The organism is Streptomyces sp. AHA2, assembly GCF_036857595.1.
Lineage (GTDB): Bacteria > Actinomycetota > Actinomycetes > Streptomycetales > Streptomycetaceae > Streptomyces.
The window spans coordinates 412,003-430,457 of sequence record NZ_JAUQWJ010000001.1 but is presented as its reverse complement, the minus strand read 5'-3'; the positions used below and the strand labels follow the sequence as shown (position 1 = coordinate 430,457).

Here is an 18,455-nt window from a genome sequence, read left to right as displayed (position 1 = left end):
AACCCGCGCCGGAAGGATGGCTGCCGTGATCGGCATCCCGGAGTTGGAAGCCGCGGCCGACCGGATCGCCGGGCACGTCGTGCACACCCCGACGGTGGACAGCCCGGGGCTGTCGGCGCTGCTCGGTGTCCCGGTCACCGCGAAGCTGGAACTGCTCCAGCGCACCGGCTCGTTCAAGGCGCGCGGTGCCGCCGCGAAACTGCTGTCGCTGGACGAGGCCGAACGGGCCGCCGGGGTGGTCGCGGTCAGCGGCGGCAACCACGGGATCGCACTCGCGGTCATGGCGGCCGCCCTGCACGTGAAGGCCACGGTGGTGATGCCGCGCTCGGCGCCCGCCCGGGCCGTGCAGATCGCGGAGGAGGCCGGGGCGTCGGTGCGGCTGACCGACGACATGGACGGCGCCTTCGCCCTCATGACCCGGCTGCAGCAGGAGGGGCTCACCCTGGTCCACCCCTTCGACGACCCGGTGGTGCTCGCCGGGCAGGGCACGGTGGGCCTGGAGTTCGCCGCCGACGCGGGCGACCTCACCGACGTCCTCGTCAGCGTCGGGGGCGGGGCGCTGATCTCCGGGGTGGCCGCCGCGTTGCGGGCGCTGAGGCCCGGGGTGCGGGTGTGGGGTGTGGAGACCGAGGGCGCGCAGGCGATGTCCGAGGCGCTGAGGGCGGGCGGCCCGCTGCCCGTCGCCCTGTCGTCGATCGTCTCCACGCTCAGCGCCCCGGCCGTGTCGCAGCTGACGTACGACCATGTCCGCGCCCTGGTCACCGAGGTGCTGGTGGTTCCGGACCGGGAGGCCGTGCGCGGCTCGCTGGATCTGGCCGACCACGCCAAGGTGTGGGCCGAGCCGGCGGCCGGCTGTCTGCTGCCCGCCGCGCGGCAGGTCCTGGACCGGGTGGGCCAGGACGCCCGGCTGGGACTGGTGGTGTGCGGGGGCAACGCGACCACGCAGGACATGATCGCCTGGTCGCAACGCTTCGGCCTGCGCTGAGATCCGGCACGAAGGCCCCGGCATTTACCGGCGGTTACCGCAAGGCCGGAGATGTTTCGCCGAATCCGCGGCCCGGCACCGGGGAATTCCGGCCCCGGTGCCGGGCCGCCGTCGCCCGAGGTGGACCGCGTCGAGGCGGCCCCCGACGGCCGCATTTCGCACGCCTGCTCGACCATGTGAACAGAAGACGGAAACAGCGCCGGAGTTGCGATCGGATTGAACACCGGCGGCCCCGCTTCCCGTACCCCTGGAAAAGGCGAGAGCCGGGTTTCCAGCGAGGGATGGCCATGGGCAGGGCGCACGTCTCCACACACCAGCCGGTCGCCGGCCGCTACCGACTGCTCGAGATCATCCAGCGCGAGACCAACCGCATCTGCTGGTACGCCGAGGACCTCGGCGCCGGGGAGATCTCCCGTCCCTGTCTGGTCACCCGGACGGGGCTCCCGCAGGGGACGCCCGACACGGGGCGCCGGGCCGCCGCCCGCCTGCTGCGCACCTCGGAGACCATGGCGGTGCTGTGTCCCGGCCGGATCGCCGCGGTCGTCGACGCCGTCGAGGAACCCGGCACCCTGTGGACGGTCAACGAGTGGATCGACGGCACCCCTCTCGGCGAACTCCTCGCCGAGCAGGGCACTTTCAACTACGTGCGCGCCGCCCGCATCGGGCTGGAACTGCTCGACGTGCTGGACGCGGCACACACCGAGGGCATCACCCACGGGGAACTGAGCCCCGGCCAGGTGTTCGTCCGGGAGGACCAGTCGGTCGTCGTCACCGGCTACGGACTGGCCGGCGCGACCCTCGCCCCCCGCCTGACGGCCCCCGCGTACGCCTCCCCGGAGCAGGCACGCGACCAGCGCATCGGACCGGCGGCCGACCTGTGGACGCTGGGGGCGCTGCTGTACACGATGGTCGAGGGACGTCCGCCCTTCCGGGACCGGGGACGTCCGGAGACCACGCTCCGGGCCGTGGACCGGCTGCCGCTGCGCACACCGGTGCGCGCGGGTCCCCTCACGCAGGTCGTGCAGGGGCTGCTGCGCAAGGACTCGCGGGAGCGGCTCACCCGCCCGGTGGTCCGCGAGGCGCTGACCCGCGCGCTCGGCGGCGGCTCCGACGCGGCGACGGCGGCCGTGCCGGCTCCCCGGCTGCGCGGTGTGTACGCGGCCGTGCGGCCCGGGGGGCCGCCCTGGAGCAGACGGACCATGGTCGCGGGCACGGCCCTGGCCGTCGTCACCGTCACGGTCGCCGTGCTGGCCGCCACGCAGGGGCTGCCCGGCACCGGCGCGGGCGGCGACGCCGCCGACGCGCCCGCCGGGCCGCCGGCCTCGGCCGCGTCGCCCGGCGACGGCGCGGCCGGTACCGCCCCGGGCGGGACGCCCGCCCCGACGCGGCCCCCCTCCCCCACCCCGAGCCCGCCGTCCTCGTCCGCCGCGCCGCCCCCGCCGTCCGCTCCCGCCACGGCCCTGCCGCCCGGCTTCCACCGCTACCGGGCACCGGAGGGCTTCTCCGTCGCGCTGCCCGAGGACTTCGAGCGGCTCGACACCGACCGGCAGGGCGACTTGGCGTACCGGATCGTCTTCGGCGCCGACGGCGCCGGACGCACCCTGGCCGTGACCTACAGCGCGCGCGTCGGGCCCGACCCGGTGGCGGTGTGGCGGGAGGACGTCGAACCGGACCTGAAGGAGTCCGGCCGCTACCGGAGGATCGGCGAGATCCGCGCGACCACGTACCAGGGGCGGCGGGCCGCCGACATGGAGTGGACGGCGTACGCCGACGGCACCCGGTTCCACACCTTCGGCCGGGGCTTCCTGCTGGGCGGCGGCCGCAGCTTCTCCCTGCGCTGGACGACACCGGACGCCGACTGGCGCGACGGGGAGAACCAGGAGGCCCTGCGCACCTTCCTCAGGACCTTCCGGCCGGGTTCAGCCTGAGTCGCGCGGGGCGCGCAGGGACGTGAGCGGCCCCGGGTGCAGCGGCTGTGTCCGCCAGCGCGAGACGACCGTCCCGTCCGCCGGGGAGCAGGTCACCGCCAGGCGGTGCGGGGTCTCCAGGAACTGCACCTCCACCGCGAGCGTGCCGGTGTCGCTCCAGCCGCCGCTGACCGCCGTGGGGACCGGCCCCCCGGCGACCGCCCACCCCGGCTCGCCGATCCGCAGGTCGAGCCGGTCGTCGTGGTCGCGGCCCGTGAGGGACAGCGTCCAGCCCCGCGCGTCCCGCGCCACCGAGGCCGCCCGGACGGGGCCCGTCCCGTCGGCCGCGCGGTACTCCGCGGCGTCCCGGTGACCGGCCGGGCCGGGCGGTGCGGCCCTGCCCGGGGCGGGCGGCAGCGCGAGGCCGGCCAGACGCTCGCGCAGCTCCGCGTCGGCGCCCTCACGACCGGACAGCGGCCCGGGGCCGAAGGACGGCAGCAGGTGCTCCCAGACGAGGTCGAGGTACCGCTGCATCTGCTCGGTTGCCGCCGTCGTGGCGATCACGGCGTCCTGCTCGGGCAGGACCAGGCAGAACTGACCGTAGGCGCCGTCGCCCCGGTAGCCGTGGCGGGAGGTCCAGAACTGGTAGCCGTAACCCCGGTCCCAGTCGTCGCGGTCCGCCGTCCCCATGGCTCCGGCGGTCGGTGTCCGCGGATGCGCGGCCCGGGCGGCCCACCCTTCCGGCAGCAGCCGCTCGCCGTCCCAGACGCCGTCGCGCAGGTACAGCTCCCCGAGCCGGGCGACGGCGTCGGTGGTGGCGTGCAGGCCGCTGAAGCCGATCTCGCGGCCGGTGCGGTCCCGCCGCCACACCGCCTCACCGATGCCGAGCGGATCCAGCAGCCGGGGCCTCAGGTACGCGGTGAGCGGCTGCCCGGTCACCCGCTGCACGATGGCGGCCAGGGTGTACGTGGCCGGCTGGTTGTAGGCGAAGACCGTGCCGGGATCGGCGTCCGGCGGCACCAGCAGGAAACCGCGCACGGGCTCCACCGGGTCCCGGGCGTACGCCTCCTGGAGGGTCTCGTGGTCGTGGCCGCTCGCCATCGACGCCACGTGCCGCACGCGCAGGGCCCGGCTGCGCGGATCGGTGATGTCGGCCTCGAACTCGGGGAAGTAGGAGAGCACCGGGGCGTCGAAGTCGAGCAGGCCCTCGGCCTCGGCCAGGGCGGCGGCGGTCCCGGTGAAGCTCTTGCTGAGCGAGTACAGCAGCTGGGGGCGGTCGGGGGTGTACGGCGCCCACCAGCCGGCGGCGACCACACGGCCGTGGCGCACGATCATCAGGCTGTGCGGCTCGATCTCGGGAGCGGCCTCGAGCGCGTCGAGGAAGGCGTGCACGCCGGACGCGTCGACGCCCTGGGCCGCGGGGTCGGAAGGGGACAGCGGGACAGGACTCATGGGGGCATCCTGCCCGCGTCCCCGGCCGGTGATCGCCCGTTTCCGGAGCCGCTCCCCGGGGACCCGGTGGGTATGGTGCAAATCGGATACACGATGATGACCGAGCAGGCCGGCCCCCGCGACCTCGTGGACCACGTGGTGCGCGCCGAGGAGGCGGGCTTCGACTTCTCGGTGACCTCGGACCACTACTTCCCGTGGCTGCGCTCGCAGGGCCACTCGCCCTACGCGTGGGCCGTGCTCGGAGCGGCCGCCCAGGCCACGTCGCGTATTCCGCTGATGACGTACGTGACGTGCCCGACGTTCCGCTACCACCCGGCCGTGGTGGCGCAGAAGGCGGCGACGGTGCAGTTGCTCTCCGAGGGCCGCTTCCGGCTGGGCCTGGGCTCGGGCGAGAACCTGAACGAGCACGTCGTGGGCGGCGGCTGGCCCTCCGTCGACGTGCGGCACGAGATGTTCGAGGAGGCCGTGAAGATCATCCGGGCCCTCTTCCAGGGCGGCCACGTCAACCACCGCGGGACGCACTTCGACGTGGAGTCGGCCCGGCTGTGGGACCTGCCGGACGAGGCGCCGCCCATCGGCATCGCGGTCTCCGGCGAGCGGTCGTGCGAACTCGCGGGCCGGCTCGGCGACCTGGTGATCGCCACCGAGCCCAAGGCGGGCCTGCTGGAGGCGTTCGACCGGCACGGCGGCGAGGGCAAGCCGCGCGTGGGCCAGTTGCCCGTCTGCTACGACCCGGACCGGGACGCGGCCGTCAAGCGCGCCCACGCGCAGTTCCGCTGGTTCGGCAGCGGCTGGAAGGTGAATGCGGAACTGCCGCACCCGGACTCCTTCGAGGCGGCGACCCAGTTCGTCACCCCGGACGACGTGGCCGAGGCCATCCCGTGCGGTGACGACCCGGAGGCCTTCGTCGAGGCCGTCCGCCCCTACGTGGAGGCCGGGTTCACCGAGGTCGCCCTGGTCCAGATCGGCGGCGAGTCGCAGCCGGCGTACCTGGACTGGTCGGAGAAGACGCTCCTGCCGGCACTGCGCGACGCGTTCGCCTGAGGTCCGGCGCCGGTTGCGCACGGCCGGCCTGTTCGACGAGTCGAGCCCTCCGCCCAGGGGGGCTCTTTCTCGTAGGCGCGCTCAGCCGTGTCGGTCTCTTCCCGGACACGACCGCGGCGGCCGGGGTGCGTTTCTCGGCGCCCGGACGCGGTGCGCGGAAAAGCGGATGCCCGCCGCGGCGGCAGCGGGCGGGCGACGGCAGCGGGGAGCGGCGGCGTCCGCGGGTGCCGATAGGCTTCCGTCCGCAGGAGCCCGCCCCCCACCCGGGAGAGTCGTCCGTGACCGTAGCCCTCACCCCGCCCGAGACGTCCCCCGCGTCGCCGGAGCCCGTGTCCGACCTCGTCGCGCGCGACGCGCGGGAGTTCGGCGCATACGCCCGGACCGGGGGGTGGGCCTTCGGGCTGAAGGTGGCGCGCAGCGTGCGGCCCGGCGGTCAGGCGGCGGACGAGACGCCGAAGGTGTCCGCGAAGGAGTTCGCCGAGCTGGCCGGGTGCTCCCCGGAGCGGGTCATGCGCTACTACAAGGCGTGGGACCGGGCGGCCGACGACGGACTGGTGCCGCACTTCGAGGTCCTGACGCCCGGTGAGGAGGTGCAGCTGCCGGACGCGGACGCGTGGCCGTCCTACTACGTCTCCCGCAGCAGCGCCGGCTCGGAGCGCGGCACCGCCATCGCCGAGGCCGCCGAGGCGGAGGGCATCCGGCCCACGAAGGCGCTGGAGGTCGCGGAGAACCCCACGGCGCTGCGCGCCGCGATCCTCGCCGACCCCTCCACCGCCCGCGCGGCCCGCCAGGCCCTGCTCGACCGGGTCCGCGAGGACCCGGAGCTGCAGTCCGAGCTGGCCCGTGACGTGGTGCGCACCGATGAGCTGAAGAAGGCCGTCGCCGGGGAGAGCAGGGCGGCCGACCGGATCGGCTACGTGCGCCAGATCGCCGAGTCGGGGCAGATCAGGACGCCCGCCGGCCAGACCGTGGAGGCGCCCGCCGACCTGCGTCAGGAAGCCGAACGGCATCTGTCGCTCATCGACGAGCTCGACGAGGGCGAGGACGCCGGCGAGTGGGCCGCCGAGGCCTACGGCACCATGAAGTCGCTGGTCGTCGGGGCCGTGGAGGCCGACCCGGGGCTGCGGGTGCAGGAACGGCGCACCAGGTTCTACAGCAGCCTGGAGAAGGCGACCAAGGTCTTCGAGGAGCTGACCTTCGACGACGCCGGCGAGTTCTACGAGGACGACATGGTGCAGCGGCTCGAGGAGCTCCAGCGGGCCGTTGCCGTATGCATCGAGTCGCTGCGCGGTGCTCGCGGGAATCACCCATTGAGCTGAGCATCACTGCGGAATCGGGGGTACAAGAGGGCTCTACGTCGGTTCTTCCCGGAGGCCCTCTCGTGAACTCGTTCGTCCACAAGACCGTGGTGGTGCAGCTGCAGTCGGGTGACACGGAACGTTTCTCCGTGCTCGCCCACCTCAGCTACGACGCGGGGGACCCGTTCGCCGTCACCGTCGTCTTCAGCCACGACGGCCGGGTTCTGGCCCGGTGGCAGCTGGACCGGGAGATGCTCGCGGACGCGCTGCGGCGCCCGGTGGGGCTGGGCGACGTACGGATGCGCCCGGAGTCCCGGGGCATGTGGCAGGAGCTGCGCATGGAGTTCCTCGGCGACGTCCGCTCCGACGGCGGCCGTCACCACGCGGTGGTGTTCGCCTGGGCCCCGGCGTTCGCGGCGTTCCTGCGGGAGACGCACGAGCTGGTTCCGCCGGGCCGCGAGGAGGTCCGCGTCGACGACTTCCTGGCGGACATCCTCGCGGGAAGCTGAACCGCGGCGCCCCGGCCACGGGAGCCGGGCCGTAGGAGTCGAACAACCGGTGCCGGGCTGAGTAGCCGTACTCATGGCACCGCGCGCTGCGCGCCGCGACGATGGGCTGCCACGAGAGGAGCCCATCATGTCCGCCCTGTCCGAGGTGCGTTCCGGTCCGCGCCCGTCCCTGCCCGCCGCGCTCGCCCTGGGCGTCGTCGCGGTGCTGGCGCTGTCCGCCTGGAACCCGCACGACCGCATGACCTGGTTCCTGGAGACCGTGTGGGTCATCGCCGGCCTGCCGCTGCTGGTGCTGGTGTGGCGGCGCTTCCCGCTCACCGACCTGCTGTGCTGCCTGCTGGCGGCCCATGCGGTGGTGCTGGTGGTCGGCGGCCACTACACCTACGCCGAGGTGCCGCTCGGCGACTGGGTCCGCGACGCCTTCGGCCTGGACCGCAACCCGTACGACCGGTTCGGGCATCTGATGCAGGGCTTCGTGCCGGCCGTGCTGGTGCGTGAGCTGCTGGTGCGGACCTCGCCGCTGCGGGGCAGCCGCTGGCTCGCACCGCTGACGGTGTGCGCGTGCCTGGCCTTCAGCGCCGTCTTCGAGATGCTGGAGTGGGCGGCCGCGGTGGCCGGGGGGCACGCGGCCGACGCCTTCCTCGCGACGCAGGGCGACGTGTGGGACACCCAGTGGGACATGTTCTGCGCGCTGATCGGCGCGACCGTCTCGCTGCTGCTGCTCGGCCGGCTGCACGACCGGCGACTCGCGGCGCGGTCGCCGTCACCGGGCGGTGTAGCGGTGCCGGGTCCACAGGGGCAGGACGAACCAGCACAGCAGGTACCAGCCGACCACCCCGGCGACCAGGTAGGGCACGAAGCCGTCGTGCGTCGCCACGCGCAGGATCAGCAGCAGTGAGGCGGTCGTCGTGGCGAGCAGCAGCAGGAGGCCGAGCAGGGTCAGCCGGGAGGCCACCCGCACGGCCTGGGCCTTGATGCGCCGCCCGGCGACCAGGCGGTGCAGGGACACCGGCCCGATCAGCGCCCCGGTGGCGCAGGCGCCGAGGACGACCGTGACCAGGTAGATCGTCTGGTCGGTGCCGGACAGATCGTCGTACTTGTCGGTGAACACCACGGTGAGCAGGAAGCCGAACAGGATCTGCACGCCCATCTGCGCGACGCGGACCTCCTGGATGAGCTCCTGCCACATCCGGTCCGCGCGCTCCTCCTCGGTCTCGTTGCGCCCGCGGCGCGGGGCCGCGCCCTCGGACGTGTCCGGCACAGGTTCCTCCCGGTGGTCGACATGGCCCTCCCTCCCGTGTGCCCCGTAGCGAGCCGTCGTCCCCGGTCGCGCCGGTTTGAACCACCGGGTGACGGTTACACGGACGGCTCGAACGCAGCACATCCCGAGGAGGTCGTGGACGCATGTCCGGTACGCAGCCCACCGTGACGCTCAGCGGCGGAGGCGCGGACGACGCGCGCACGGTCGTCCGGGCCCTGGAGGGCACCTTCGGGGCCCCCGACGAACGCCCGGGCGACGGCAATGCGACGGTGCACACCGCGACCTTCGCCGGCGAGACGGACGGCAGTGCCGCCGACGGCGGCGGTGAGGGCGCGGGACGGCTGTCCGCGCCGGTCACCGTCACCGTGCAGGGCAGCCCGGAGGCCGTGCGCCGGGCGAGCGAGACGCTCGCCCGGGTCTTCACGGCCCGAGACGACGGGGCCGCCTCCGGCGACCAGGAGCAGGAGAGGGAGCTGCACCTGATGCCGTGACGCGGGCCCGGCGAGCGGCTGGTGCCGGGCGGGCGTGACCCCGGCGCCCGGGCCCGGCTACCAGCGGTGCTCGACCTGGTCCTTGATGCGCCGGTCGTACAGGTCCCGGATGGCTTCCAGCGTCGCCGCGGGCGGCTCCGGCAGCCGGGCCGCGGCCGCGTTGGCGCGGGCCTGCTCGGGCGAGCGGGCGCCGGGGATGACGGTGGTGACACCGGGCTGCTCGATGATCCAGCGCAGGGCCAGCTGGGCCGGGGTGTACCCCTCGGGTGCGAGCGCGGCGAACTCGGCGGCGGCCTCGACCCCGGTGGTGTAGTCGACGCCGGAGAAGGTCTCGCCCACGTCGAAGGCCTCGCCGTGCCGGTTGTAGGCGCGGTGGTCGTTCTCCGGGAAGACGGTCTCCTTGGTGTACTTGCCCGAGAGCAGTCCGGAGGCCAGGGGGACGCGGGCGATGATGCCGACGCCCGCCTCACGCGCGGCCGGCAGCACCTCGCGCAGGGGCTTCATGCGGAACGGGTTGAGGATGATCTGCACGCTGGCCACGTTCGGCCGGGCGATGGCGGTCAGCGCCTCCGCGCAGGTCTCCACACTGACGCCGTACGAGGCGATCCGCTCCTCCTCGACCAGGGTGTCGAGGGCGTCGAACACCTCGTCCGTGGAGTAGACGGGCGTCGGCGGGCAGTGCAGCTGCACGAGGTCGATCCGGTCGACGCCGAGGTTGCGGCGGGAACGGTCGTTCCAGGCGCGGAAGTTGTCGAGGACGTAGTTCTCGGGGATCTGCTCGACCCGGCGGCCCATCTTGGTGGCCACCATCACGTGCAGGTCCGGGCGTCCGCTGAGGAACGCCGCGATGGTCTGCTCGCTGCGGCCGTCGCCGTACACGTCGGCGGTGTCGAAGAAGGTCACCCCCGCCTCGGCCGCCGCCTCCAGCACCGCCAGGGCCTCCTTGTCGTCGACGTCTCCCCAGTCGGCACCCAGCTGCCATGTGCCGAGGCCGATGACGGAGGCGTGCCGGCCCGATCTGTCGAATGTGCGCTCGTCCATGGGCGTCAGTCTGTCACCTGTCCCCGCCGGGCACGGAACCGAGGGCTCCGGCCCGGTCGCCCTCGTCCCCCGCCCCCTCGGGTCCGGGCGGGGGACGTCAGTCGCGGGTGGTCAGCGTCCGGGCGTGCACGGTCCGGGCCACCTTCGGGCCCAGCCAGCGCTTGAAGCGCCGCAGCGATTCCAGCTGTCCGGCGGCCCGGTCGAGCCGGTAGTAGACCTGCGGCGGGATGTGGGGCAGCAGCGGCGAATGGCGCTGACCCAGCAGGGCGAACATGCGCTCGGGGGGCAGGTGGATGTAGCGCGGGAGGTTCTCGTACCACTGGGCGCTGTAGCGGGCGGCGCTCTGCACGGGGAGCAGGGCGGCCTTGCGCTCGGTCTCGTAACGGGCGAGGGCCTCGGGCAGGCGGGTGTGCTCGCGCAGCGCGGTGGCCAGGGCGATCGCGTCCTCCAGGGCGAGGGTGGTGCCGGCGCCGATCGAGTAGTGCGTGGTGTGGGCGGCGTCGCCGAGCAGGACCAGGTTGCCGTGGTGCCAGGTGCGGTTGGTCAGCGTGCGGAAGGTCTGCCACGGGCTGCCGCCGGGGCGGCCCAGCAGGGGGTGGCCGTCCAGGACGGCGGCGAAGATCTTCTCCAGCAGGGCCCGTCCGTCGGCCTCGCTCGCCCGGTCCAGGCCGAGGCCGGTCCAGGTCCCGGGCGCGCACTCGATGACGCAGGTGCTGCGGCCGGGGCCGTACCCGTATCCGTAGCACCAGATCCAGCCGTGGCCGGTCTCGACGAAGGCGAAGGTGAAGGCGTCGAAGACCTTGGTGGTGCCGAGCCAGACGTAGTGGTTGCGCCCGGCCGTGAGCCGGGTGCCGAAGTGCGCGGCGTGCTGGTCGCGCAGGGCGCTGTGGACGCCGTCGGCCGCCACGACCAGGTCGGCGTCGCCGGGCAGGTCGCCGGCCGTGACCTCGCGCGCGTACTCCAGGCGGACGCCGAGCGCGCGGGCGCGGGCGGCGAGGACCTCCAGCAGGCGGTGGCGGCCGATGCCGTGGCCCTCGTCGCCGCGGTGCCGGGTCGTCAGGTCTCCGACGTGCGCGACCCCGTCGCGCCAGCGGACGGAGCCCTGGCCGAGGGCCCGCGCGGACTCGGGGTCCTCCTCGTGGAGGCGGTCGAGCAGTCCGCGCCAGTAGGTCACGCCCCAGCCGTAGGTGGAGCCCTCCGGGTCGCGTTCGTGGACGGTGATGTCGTGGGACGGGTCCTGCCGCTTGAGCAGGATCGAGAGATACAGACCGGCGGGCCCGCCGCCGACACAGGCGACCTTCACGCACACCCCTGGGAATCACTGAGAGCTGTCGATTGCGGACGCAGAGTAGCAGTCGGCGGAGTCGGTGACGGGGCGGCCGGATCGCGCCAGTTTGACGGCGTGACGCGCGCCACGGGCCGCACGGGGCGCGGGGAGAAACATCAGGCGCGCCACCCGCCGCGGGCGGAATTTCCCCCTCCGTGCGTACGGCCGCACACCCCGAGAGCAAGATCATCTTCGTTCAATCCTGCATGACATGAGGGGAATTGCCCGGATCGCAGCCAACCGGCTCCCGGGGATTTCTCCCGCTCCCGGGCGGCCCGGTAGGCATGCGGGGTCAGCAGCCGAACCGATCACAGGAGGTCCGTATGCCGGAACTCAGCCGTCGCCGCGCGCTCACCGCCGCGGCCGCCCTCGCCACCGCGGTGACGACCCTGCCGGCCGCCGTACCGGCGCAGGCCGCCGGGCACCACGACGCCCCCGGCAGCTTCGACGAGGTCTACAAGGGCCGCCGGATACAGGGCCGACCGGCCGGCGGGTCCGGGCACCACCACCACGGCGCCGGCTACGCGGTGTTCGTGGACGGCGTGGAGCTGCACGTGATGCGCAACGCCGACGGCAGCTGGATCAGCGTCGTCAGCCACTACGCCCCGGTGCCCACCCCGCGCGCCGCCGCCCGGGCGGCGGTGGACGAACTGCAGGGCGCACCGCTGCTGCCCTTCCCCGCCAACTGACCCGCCAACTGACCCGCCAGCACGGCACCTGGAGCACCCGCACATGGCAGTCCGCAAGAACCAGTCCGCCCTGACCCCCGACGAGAAGCGGCGCTTCCTCGCCGCGCTGATCGAGCTGAAGCGCAGCGGCCGGTACGACGAGTTCGTCACGACACACAACTCGTTCATCGTGTCCGACACCGACAACGGCGAGCGGACCGGGCACCGTTCGCCGTCGTTCCTGCCCTGGCACCGAAGATTCCTGCTGGAGTTCGAGCGGGCCCTGCAGTCGGTGGACGCGTCGGTGTCCCTGCCCTACTGGGACTGGACCGTCGACCGCACGCCGCGTGCCTCGCTGTGGGCACCCGACTTCCTCGGGGGCACCGGCCGGGACCGGGACGGCCGGGTGACGGACGGGCCGTTCTCCGCGTCGGGGGGCAACTGGCCCATCAACGTGCGCGTCGACGGGCGTACGTTCCTGCGGCGCGCGCTCGGCGCCGGGGTGCGCGAGCTGCCGACCCGCGCCGAGGTCGACTCCGTGCTGGCGATGCCCACCTACGACATGGCGCCCTGGAACAGCGGCTCGGACGGCTTCCGCAACCACCTGGAGGGGTGGCGCGGGGTCAATCTGCACAACCGGGTCCACGTCTGGGTCGGCGGGCACATGGCCACCGGCGCCTCCCCCAACGACCCGGTGTTCTGGCTGCACCACGCCTACATAGACAAGCTGTGGGCCGACTGGCAGCGCCGGCACCCCCGTTCCGGGTATCTGCCGGCCGCGGGCACGCCGAACGTGATCGACCTGAACGAGACGATGCGGCCGTGGCACGACATGAGCCCGGCGGACCTGCTGGACCACACGCCGCACTACACCTACGACGTCTGATCAGACGCCGGCACCCGCACGGCACTGGGGGTGGCCCCAGCCGCTGTCGTTCCTGGCGATCGGCTCGCCTGCCGCGTAGGGGCGGCCGCACTGGCAGCGGCCGGGGAACTTGGCCTTGATGGTGCGCGCGGAGCCGCCCTTCGCGGCGGTTCCCTTCGCGGCGGAGGTCCTGCCCGTGCGGGACGAACCGCCCCGGGCGCGCGGCGCCTTGGCCGGGGTGTCCGGGGAGGGGGGCGGCTCCGGCGAACCGAGGCCGCTGCCCGCCGGTTCCTGGACGGTGGCGGCCTGGCTGGCGGCGCGGTCGGCGAAGTCGTTGAGCCGGTCGCCGTCGACCTGGTGGGCGGGGACGTAGCGGAACTCGACCGAGCGGCCGTCGAGGAGCTCGTCGATGCGGACGACGAGCTCCTGGTTGGCGACCGGCTTGCCGGCGGACGTCTTCCAGCCGTTGCGCTTCCAGCCCGGCAGCCAGGTGGTGACGGCCTTCATGGCGTACTGGGAGTCCATGCGGATCTCCAGCGGCACGGCCGGGTCGGTCGCCGCCAGCAGGCGTTCGAGTGCCGTCAGTTCGGCGACGTTGTTGGTGGCCCTGCCGAGCGGCCCGGCCTCCCACCGCTGCGGCGCCTCGGACGCGTCGGCGACGACCCAGGCCCAGCCGGCGGGTCCGGGATTCCCCTTCGAGGCGCCGTCGCACGCGGCCACCACACGTTCACGCATGGGCTCGATCATGCCATGGCCGCACGGACCGTCCCGCCGGGAGGGCGGGGAGCTCAGGACACGTCGGTCAGCTCCGGCATCTCGCCCTCGGTCGTGCCGGTGTCGATCACGGAGAAGCTCGCGCCCTGCGGGTCGCCGATCGCCGCGAACCGGCCGAACGGCGTGGTCATCGGGCCGAAGCGCAGCTCCCCGCCGAGCCCCACCGCCCGCGCCACCGCCTCGTCGCAGTCCCCCACCCCGAAGTACACGTTGATGTGGGGCCGGACCTCGGGCGGGAACTCCTCCCCCATCTCCATCCGGCCCAGCACGGTCCGTTCGCCGAGGTCGTAGATCCGGAAGTCGCCCTCCTCGTCCTCCATGTGCCGCTGCCGGTAGGAGAAGACGGAGGAGAAGAACGCGTCCGACGTCGCGGGGTCGCGGGTGAAGATCTCCGCCCAGGTGTACGCACCCGGCTCGGCCACGGCCTGAAAGCCCTCGTGGGTCCCGGCCTGCCAGAGACCGAAGACGACCCCGCCCGGGTCACGGGCCAGACACATGCTGCCGAGGTCGACGACCCGCACGGGTCCCGTGAGGATCTCGCCGCCGTGGGCGCGGATCCGCTCGGCGGTGGCGACGGCGTCCTCGGCCGCGAAGTACAGGCACCACGGGGACCGCCCTTCCTGCCCCGGCACGGGCGGGACGACGGCGGCGACCGCACGGCCGTCGGCGTAGGCCTCGGTGCGGTCGCCGAACTCGCTGCGCGCCTGGGCGAAGGTCCAGCCGAGGACCTCCCCGTAGAAGCTCTCGGCCCCTTCCAGGTCGCTGGACATCGCGTCGGCCCAGCAGGGGGTTCCCTCAGGTTGCACGGCCATGACTGCGGCCCCCTCCGGCAGGGTGGAGCGTCCGTTTCCCCACGCTAGTCACCCCGGGGCGGACCCGCGCGCCGGACGGCGGCGCCGGACGTCCGCGTCCGGGCGGCGTGCCCGGACGTCCGGAGTTCGCCTTCCGGCAGCGGCCCGGCTGTGCTTGCCTGACGGCCGTCGGGGATGCCGGGGGCGGGAGTCGCCGTATGCGCACACTGTGGGTCGTGGGAGCGGTGCTGGCCGGGGTACTGCTCGCGGGCTGCGGGGACCCGCGGTCCGCGCCGGCGGAGCCGGCACCGGCCGCACCGCAGGCATCGTCCCCCTCCCCCACCCGTCAGCGTGCCCCCGCCGCCTCCCCGAGCCCGCCGGCGGTCCGGGCGCCCAGGGTGCTGTACCTCGGCGACTCCCTGGCGATGGAGGCCCAGAAGGTCCTCGGGCAGGAACTGCGGCGGGAACTGAAGGCGGAATACACCAGCGCCCCGTACTCCGGCACCACCCTCTGCGACTATCTGGAGGGCACGGGCGAGCGGTCCCTGGTCCCGGCCGCGGACAAGGCCGCCGCCCTGGTGCGCAGGCTCCGGCCCGACGTCGTGGTCCTGCAGTTCTGGGGCAACTCCTGGGGCTACACGCCCTGCATGGACGGCCTCACCTACACCGCGTCCCGGAGCCGGTACTTCACGCGGTACGCCGCCGACGCGCGCAGGCTCACCGAGCAGATCGCCGCGGCCGGGGCCGGCAGGCGCCCGAGGATCGTGTGGGTGGCGCAGGGGCCCGACCCGATCACCCCCGACCGCGTGCGGCGCGTCAACGCCCTCTACGAGGAGCGGGCGGGGACCTCGGGCGACCTGGTCGCCGACGCCGGGAAGGCGGTGAGTCCGGCCGGCGCCCGCCACACCTGGACCCGGTACCTGCCCTGCACGGCACAGGAGCGTGCCCGGCCCGGGTACTGCACGCAGCCGGGGCGCGGCCGCACCGCCCTGCACCGCGCCGACGACCCCCTCCACTTCTGCCTCGCCCCCACCACGTCCCGGCCGAGGCCCTGCCCGGTGCCCTCCCCCGGGATCCTGCGCATCGCCCGGGCGATCACGGAAACCGTTCGACACGGCACGGCCCGGCCGCTGCAATAGAGCGCCATGGGCGCCACACGCATGCACGAGGACGAACGGGACATCGACACCGCGCTCGTCGGCCGGCTGATCGCCCGGCGGTTCCCCCGGTGGGCCTCCCTGCCCCTGAGGCGCCTTTCGTCCTCCGGCACGGAGAACGCGATGTTCCGTCTCGGCGCGGACAAGGTCGTACGGCTTCCCCGGCATCCGCGGGCCGTCGACGCCATCACGCACGAGCTGCGCTGGCTGCCGCGGCTGGGCCCGGCACTGCCCGCCGCCTCCCCCGAGCCCCTGGGCGAGGGGGAGCCGGGCGAGGACTTCCCGTGGCCCTGGGCGGTCTACGGCTGGCTGGAGGGCCGCAACCCCGTGCCCGGGCGGCTCGAGGAGCCGGACCTGCTCGCCGGGGACCTCGCCGCGTACGTCAGGGCCCTGCGCCGTGTCGACGCCGTGGGCGGCCCTCCCGGCCGGGGCGTGCCGCTCGCGGCCCGTGACGCCGAGGTGCGCCGGGCGCTCGCACGGCTCGCGGGCCGGGTCGACACCGGGGCGGTCACCGCCCGCTGGGAGGAGGCCCTGGGGGCGCCCGGGCACAGCGGGCCGCCGATCTGGGCGCACGGCGACCTGATGGCCGGGAACCTGCTGGTCCGGCGCGGACGGCTGAGCGCCGTGATCGACTTCGGCACGGTCGGGGTGGGCGATCCGGCCGTGGACCTGATCGGTGCCTGGTGTCTGCTGCCCGCCCGGGCCCGGGGAGCCTTCCGCGAGGAGGTGGGCGCCGGCGCGGACGAGTGGGCGCGCGGCAGGGGCTGGGCGCTGTCGATCGCGGTGATGGCGCTGCCGTACTACTGGGACACCAACCCGCCGGTGGCCGAGAACTCCCGGCATGTGATCCGCGAGATCCTGGCCGAGCCGGTATAGGGGGCGGGCCCGGGGGCCGTGGGCTCCCCGCGGAGAGCCTGCCCGCCCCCCGGGACGGGGCGTCACTCGCCGGCGTAGGCCCTGTCCAGCGCGGCGAGGTCGAACTTGCTCATCGCCATGAACGCCTCGGTCACCCGGGCCGCCCTCGCCGGGTCCGGGTCCGTGATCATCGACTGGAGCCGGTCGGGCACGACCTGCCACGACACTCCGAAGCGGTCCTTGAGCCAGCCGCAGGGCCCGGGCTCGCCGCCGTCGGCGGTCAGCTCGGCCCAGTAGTGGTCGATCTCCTCCTGGTCCTCACAGAAGATCATGAAGGAGACGGCCTCGGTGAAGGTGAACTGCGGTCCGCCGTTGAGGGCGAGGAACCGCTGGCCGTTGGCCGTGAACTCGACGGTCATGACCGTGCCCGCCTGCTGCGGCGCCCCCTCGGGGTAGCGGGCCACCTCGCCGATGCCGGAGTTCTTGAAGACCGAGACGTAGAAGTGCGCGGCCTCCTCGGCCCGGCCGTCGAACCAGAGACACGTGGTGAAGCCGTCGGATGCCATGGGTTCCTCCCGGGGGCGTTCGTCGCTGTCATCCATGTCGACCGGTCCGCGCGGCGAAACTCATCGGCCGGCGCCCGCCCGGATCTGCCGGCAGCGGATCTGCCCAGGGCAGAGAAACCGCCTGCGGGCCTCGCCGGAGGCCGACAGTGGACTCGACGGCACGTCCGCGGCAGCTCCGCGGCGCTCTCGCCACGACGAGGAGAACCGATGACTCCACTTGCGACTCCCGCCCCGCGGGCCGAGGAGGGGGACACCCCTCCCACCCGCTTCGACGACCACCTGGCCGCCCAGTTGCTCGCGCAGCGCATCGTGCTGCTCGGCACCCAGGTCGACGAGGTCTCCGCCAACCGGGTCTGCGCCCAGTTGCTGATCCTGTCCGCCGAGGACCCGCACACCGACATCAGCCTGTACATCAACAGCCCGGGCGGGGGGGTGCACGCGGGGCTCGCCATCTACGACACGATGCGGCTCGTCCCGAACGACGTCTCCACCCTGGCGATGGGCTTCGCCGCCAGCATGGGGCAGTTCCTGCTGAGCGTCGGCACGCCGGGCAAGCGCTACGCCCTGCCCCACGCGCGGATCATGATGCACCAGCCCTCGGCGGGCATCGGGGGCACCGCCGCCGACATCGAGATCCAGGCGGAGAACCTGGAGTTCACCAAGCGGACCATCGAGCGGATCACCGCCGAGCACACCGGCCAGAGCCCGGAGACCATCTCCCGGGACGGCGACCGGGACCGCTGGTTCACGGCCGAGGAAGCCAGGGAGTACGGCATGGTGGACCGGGTCGTGGAGTCCCTCGCCGACGTCCGCCCGGCGACCACGCGACGCAGGATGGGGCTGCAGTGATGGGGAGCTACACGATCCCGAACGTCATCGAGCGGACCCCGCAGGGCGAGCGGTCCTTCGACGTCTTCAGCCGGCTGCTCAACGAGCGGATCATCTTCCTGGGGACCGAGATCGACGACGGCGTGGCCAACGTCGTCATCGCCCAGCTGCTGCACCTGGAGTCGTCGGCGCCCGAGAGCGAGATCTCGGTGTACATCAACTCCCCCGGCGGCTCGTTCACCTCGCTGATGGCCATCTACGACACCATGTCCTACGTGCGGGCGCCGATCTCGACGTGCTGCGTGGGGCAGGCGGCCTCCACCGCCGCCGTGCTGCTCGCGGGCGGCGACCCGGGCCGGCGGTTCGTGCTGGAACACGCGCGGGTGCTGCTCGGGCAGCCGGCCTCGGGCGGGCAGCGCGGCATGGTCTCCGATCTGGCGCTGCAGGCCAAGGAGATGGTGCGCATCCGCGGCCAGGTGGAGGAGGTGCTGGCGCGGCACACCCACCACGACGTGTCCACCCTGCGGGCCGACATGGACCGCGACAAGGTGTTCACCGCGCCGGAGGCGGTGGCGTACGGGCTGGCCGACGAGGTGCTCAGCCGGCGCCTCGCGATGGCCTGAGGCACCGGCCGGC

General features: G+C 73.8%; 19 protein-coding genes and 1 pseudogene. 13 read left to right on the top strand and 7 right to left on the bottom strand.

Annotated elements, in window-relative coordinates; translation table 11 throughout:
* Positions 1–25 precede the first annotated feature (25 nt).
* A complete protein-coding gene (locus Q5694_RS02050) occupies positions 26–985 on the top strand; it encodes a threonine/serine dehydratase (RefSeq protein ID WP_333930202.1) in 960 nt (319 codons plus the stop codon).
* Between the two features lie 281 nt (positions 986–1,266).
* Positions 1,267–2,913 (top strand): serine/threonine-protein kinase, encoded by a 1,647-nt coding sequence (locus Q5694_RS02045; protein WP_333930201.1) that lies wholly within the window; start codon positions 1,267–1,269, stop codon positions 2,911–2,913.
* On the opposite strand, the gene Q5694_RS02040 is transcribed toward Q5694_RS02045, so the two are convergent.
* Complete coding sequence (locus tag Q5694_RS02040) at positions 2,905–4,344, bottom strand: serine hydrolase domain-containing protein (protein WP_333930200.1); 1,440 nt, start codon at positions 4,342–4,344, stop codon at positions 2,905–2,907. The two genes, Q5694_RS02045 and Q5694_RS02040, sit on opposite strands and share 9 nt — an antisense overlap.
* Before the next feature lie 72 nt (positions 4,345–4,416).
* Between Q5694_RS02040 and Q5694_RS02035 the strand changes: the two genes are divergently transcribed.
* From Q5694_RS02035 to Q5694_RS02020, 4 genes and pseudogenes are all read left to right on the top strand, one after another.
* On the top strand, positions 4,417–5,388 hold the full coding sequence (locus Q5694_RS02035; RefSeq protein WP_333930199.1) for an LLM class F420-dependent oxidoreductase: 972 nt from the start codon (positions 4,417–4,419) through the stop codon (positions 5,386–5,388).
* A gap of 278 nt (positions 5,389–5,666) precedes the next feature.
* Entirely contained in the window at positions 5,667–6,707 is a 1,041-nt protein-coding gene (locus tag Q5694_RS02030) for a hypothetical protein (RefSeq protein ID WP_333930198.1), read from the top strand.
* Between the two features lie 62 nt (positions 6,708–6,769).
* On the top strand, positions 6,770–7,195 hold the full coding sequence (locus tag Q5694_RS02025) for an SsgA family sporulation/cell division regulator (RefSeq protein ID WP_333930197.1): 426 nt from the start codon (positions 6,770–6,772) through the stop codon (positions 7,193–7,195).
* A gap of 73 nt (positions 7,196–7,268) precedes the next feature.
* Positions 7,269–7,826, top strand: a pseudogene (locus tag Q5694_RS02020) (DUF2238 domain-containing protein); the annotation flags it as partial.
* Between the two features lie 132 nt (positions 7,827–7,958).
* On the opposite strand, the gene Q5694_RS02015 reads toward Q5694_RS02020, so the two are convergent.
* Positions 7,959–8,384, bottom strand: a complete 426-nt coding sequence (locus tag Q5694_RS02015; protein ID WP_443040808.1) for a DUF6328 family protein — start codon at positions 8,382–8,384, stop codon at positions 7,959–7,961.
* Positions 8,385–8,599: 215 nt separating this feature from the next.
* Between Q5694_RS02015 and Q5694_RS02010 the strand changes: the two genes are divergently transcribed.
* Complete coding sequence (locus Q5694_RS02010; protein ID WP_333930195.1) at positions 8,600–8,947, top strand: hypothetical protein; 348 nt, start codon at positions 8,600–8,602, stop codon at positions 8,945–8,947.
* A 57-nt stretch (positions 8,948–9,004) separates the two neighbouring features.
* Here Q5694_RS02010 and Q5694_RS02005 read toward each other — a convergent pair whose 3' ends face one another.
* On the bottom strand, positions 9,005–9,988 hold the full coding sequence (locus Q5694_RS02005) for an aldo/keto reductase (protein WP_333930194.1): 984 nt from the start codon (positions 9,986–9,988) through the stop codon (positions 9,005–9,007).
* A 97-nt stretch (positions 9,989–10,085) separates the two neighbouring features.
* Positions 10,086–11,297: an FAD-dependent monooxygenase gene (locus tag Q5694_RS02000; protein ID WP_333930193.1), complete on the bottom strand. Its 1,212-nt coding sequence runs from the start codon at positions 11,295–11,297 to the stop codon at positions 10,086–10,088.
* 341 nt (positions 11,298–11,638) lie between these two features.
* On the opposite strand from Q5694_RS02000, the gene melC1 reads away from it, so the two are divergent.
* Both melC1 and melC2 read left to right on the top strand, forming a co-directional pair.
* Entirely contained in the window at positions 11,639–12,004 is a 366-nt protein-coding gene (gene melC1, locus Q5694_RS01995; RefSeq protein ID WP_333930192.1) for an apotyrosinase chaperone MelC1, read from the top strand.
* A gap of 43 nt (positions 12,005–12,047) precedes the next feature.
* Complete coding sequence (melC2, locus tag Q5694_RS01990; protein WP_333930191.1) at positions 12,048–12,869, top strand: tyrosinase MelC2; 822 nt, start codon at positions 12,048–12,050, stop codon at positions 12,867–12,869.
* Here melC2 and Q5694_RS01985 read toward each other — a convergent pair whose 3' ends face one another.
* Both Q5694_RS01985 and Q5694_RS01980 read right to left on the bottom strand, forming a co-directional pair.
* Entirely contained in the window at positions 12,870–13,595 is a 726-nt protein-coding gene (locus Q5694_RS01985; protein ID WP_333930190.1) for a ribonuclease H family protein, read from the bottom strand.
* A gap of 41 nt (positions 13,596–13,636) precedes the next feature.
* Positions 13,637–14,434, bottom strand: coding sequence for a VOC family protein (locus Q5694_RS01980; protein WP_333930189.1), 798 nt, complete (start codon positions 14,432–14,434; stop codon positions 13,637–13,639).
* A gap of 197 nt (positions 14,435–14,631) precedes the next feature.
* On the opposite strand from Q5694_RS01980, the gene Q5694_RS01975 reads away from it, so the two are divergent.
* Together Q5694_RS01975 and Q5694_RS01970 are read left to right on the top strand one after the other, a co-directional pair.
* The gene (locus Q5694_RS01975) at positions 14,632–15,552 is read left to right on the top strand and encodes an SGNH/GDSL hydrolase family protein (protein ID WP_333930188.1); all 921 of its coding nucleotides are present in this window, start codon (positions 14,632–14,634) and stop codon (positions 15,550–15,552) included.
* Between the two features lie 6 nt (positions 15,553–15,558).
* Complete coding sequence (locus Q5694_RS01970) at positions 15,559–16,446, top strand: aminoglycoside phosphotransferase family protein (RefSeq protein ID WP_333930187.1); 888 nt, start codon at positions 15,559–15,561, stop codon at positions 16,444–16,446.
* A gap of 62 nt (positions 16,447–16,508) precedes the next feature.
* On the opposite strand, the gene Q5694_RS01965 is transcribed toward Q5694_RS01970, so the two are convergent.
* Positions 16,509–16,991 carry a VOC family protein gene (locus Q5694_RS01965; RefSeq protein ID WP_333930186.1) on the bottom strand — a complete coding sequence of 161 codons (483 nt, stop codon included), beginning with the start codon at positions 16,989–16,991 and terminating at the stop codon, positions 16,509–16,511.
* Between the two features lie 207 nt (positions 16,992–17,198).
* Here Q5694_RS01965 and Q5694_RS01960 point away from each other — a divergent pair, with 207 nt between their 5' ends.
* Both Q5694_RS01960 and Q5694_RS01955 read left to right on the top strand, forming a co-directional pair.
* Positions 17,199–17,840, top strand: a complete 642-nt coding sequence (locus tag Q5694_RS01960; RefSeq protein WP_333930185.1) for an ATP-dependent Clp protease proteolytic subunit — start codon at positions 17,199–17,201, stop codon at positions 17,838–17,840.
* A complete protein-coding gene (locus Q5694_RS01955; protein WP_333930184.1) occupies positions 17,840–18,442 on the top strand; it encodes a ClpP family protease in 603 nt (200 codons plus the stop codon). The genes Q5694_RS01960 and Q5694_RS01955 overlap by 1 nt, the downstream gene beginning before the upstream one ends.
* Positions 18,443–18,455 lie beyond the last annotated feature (13 nt).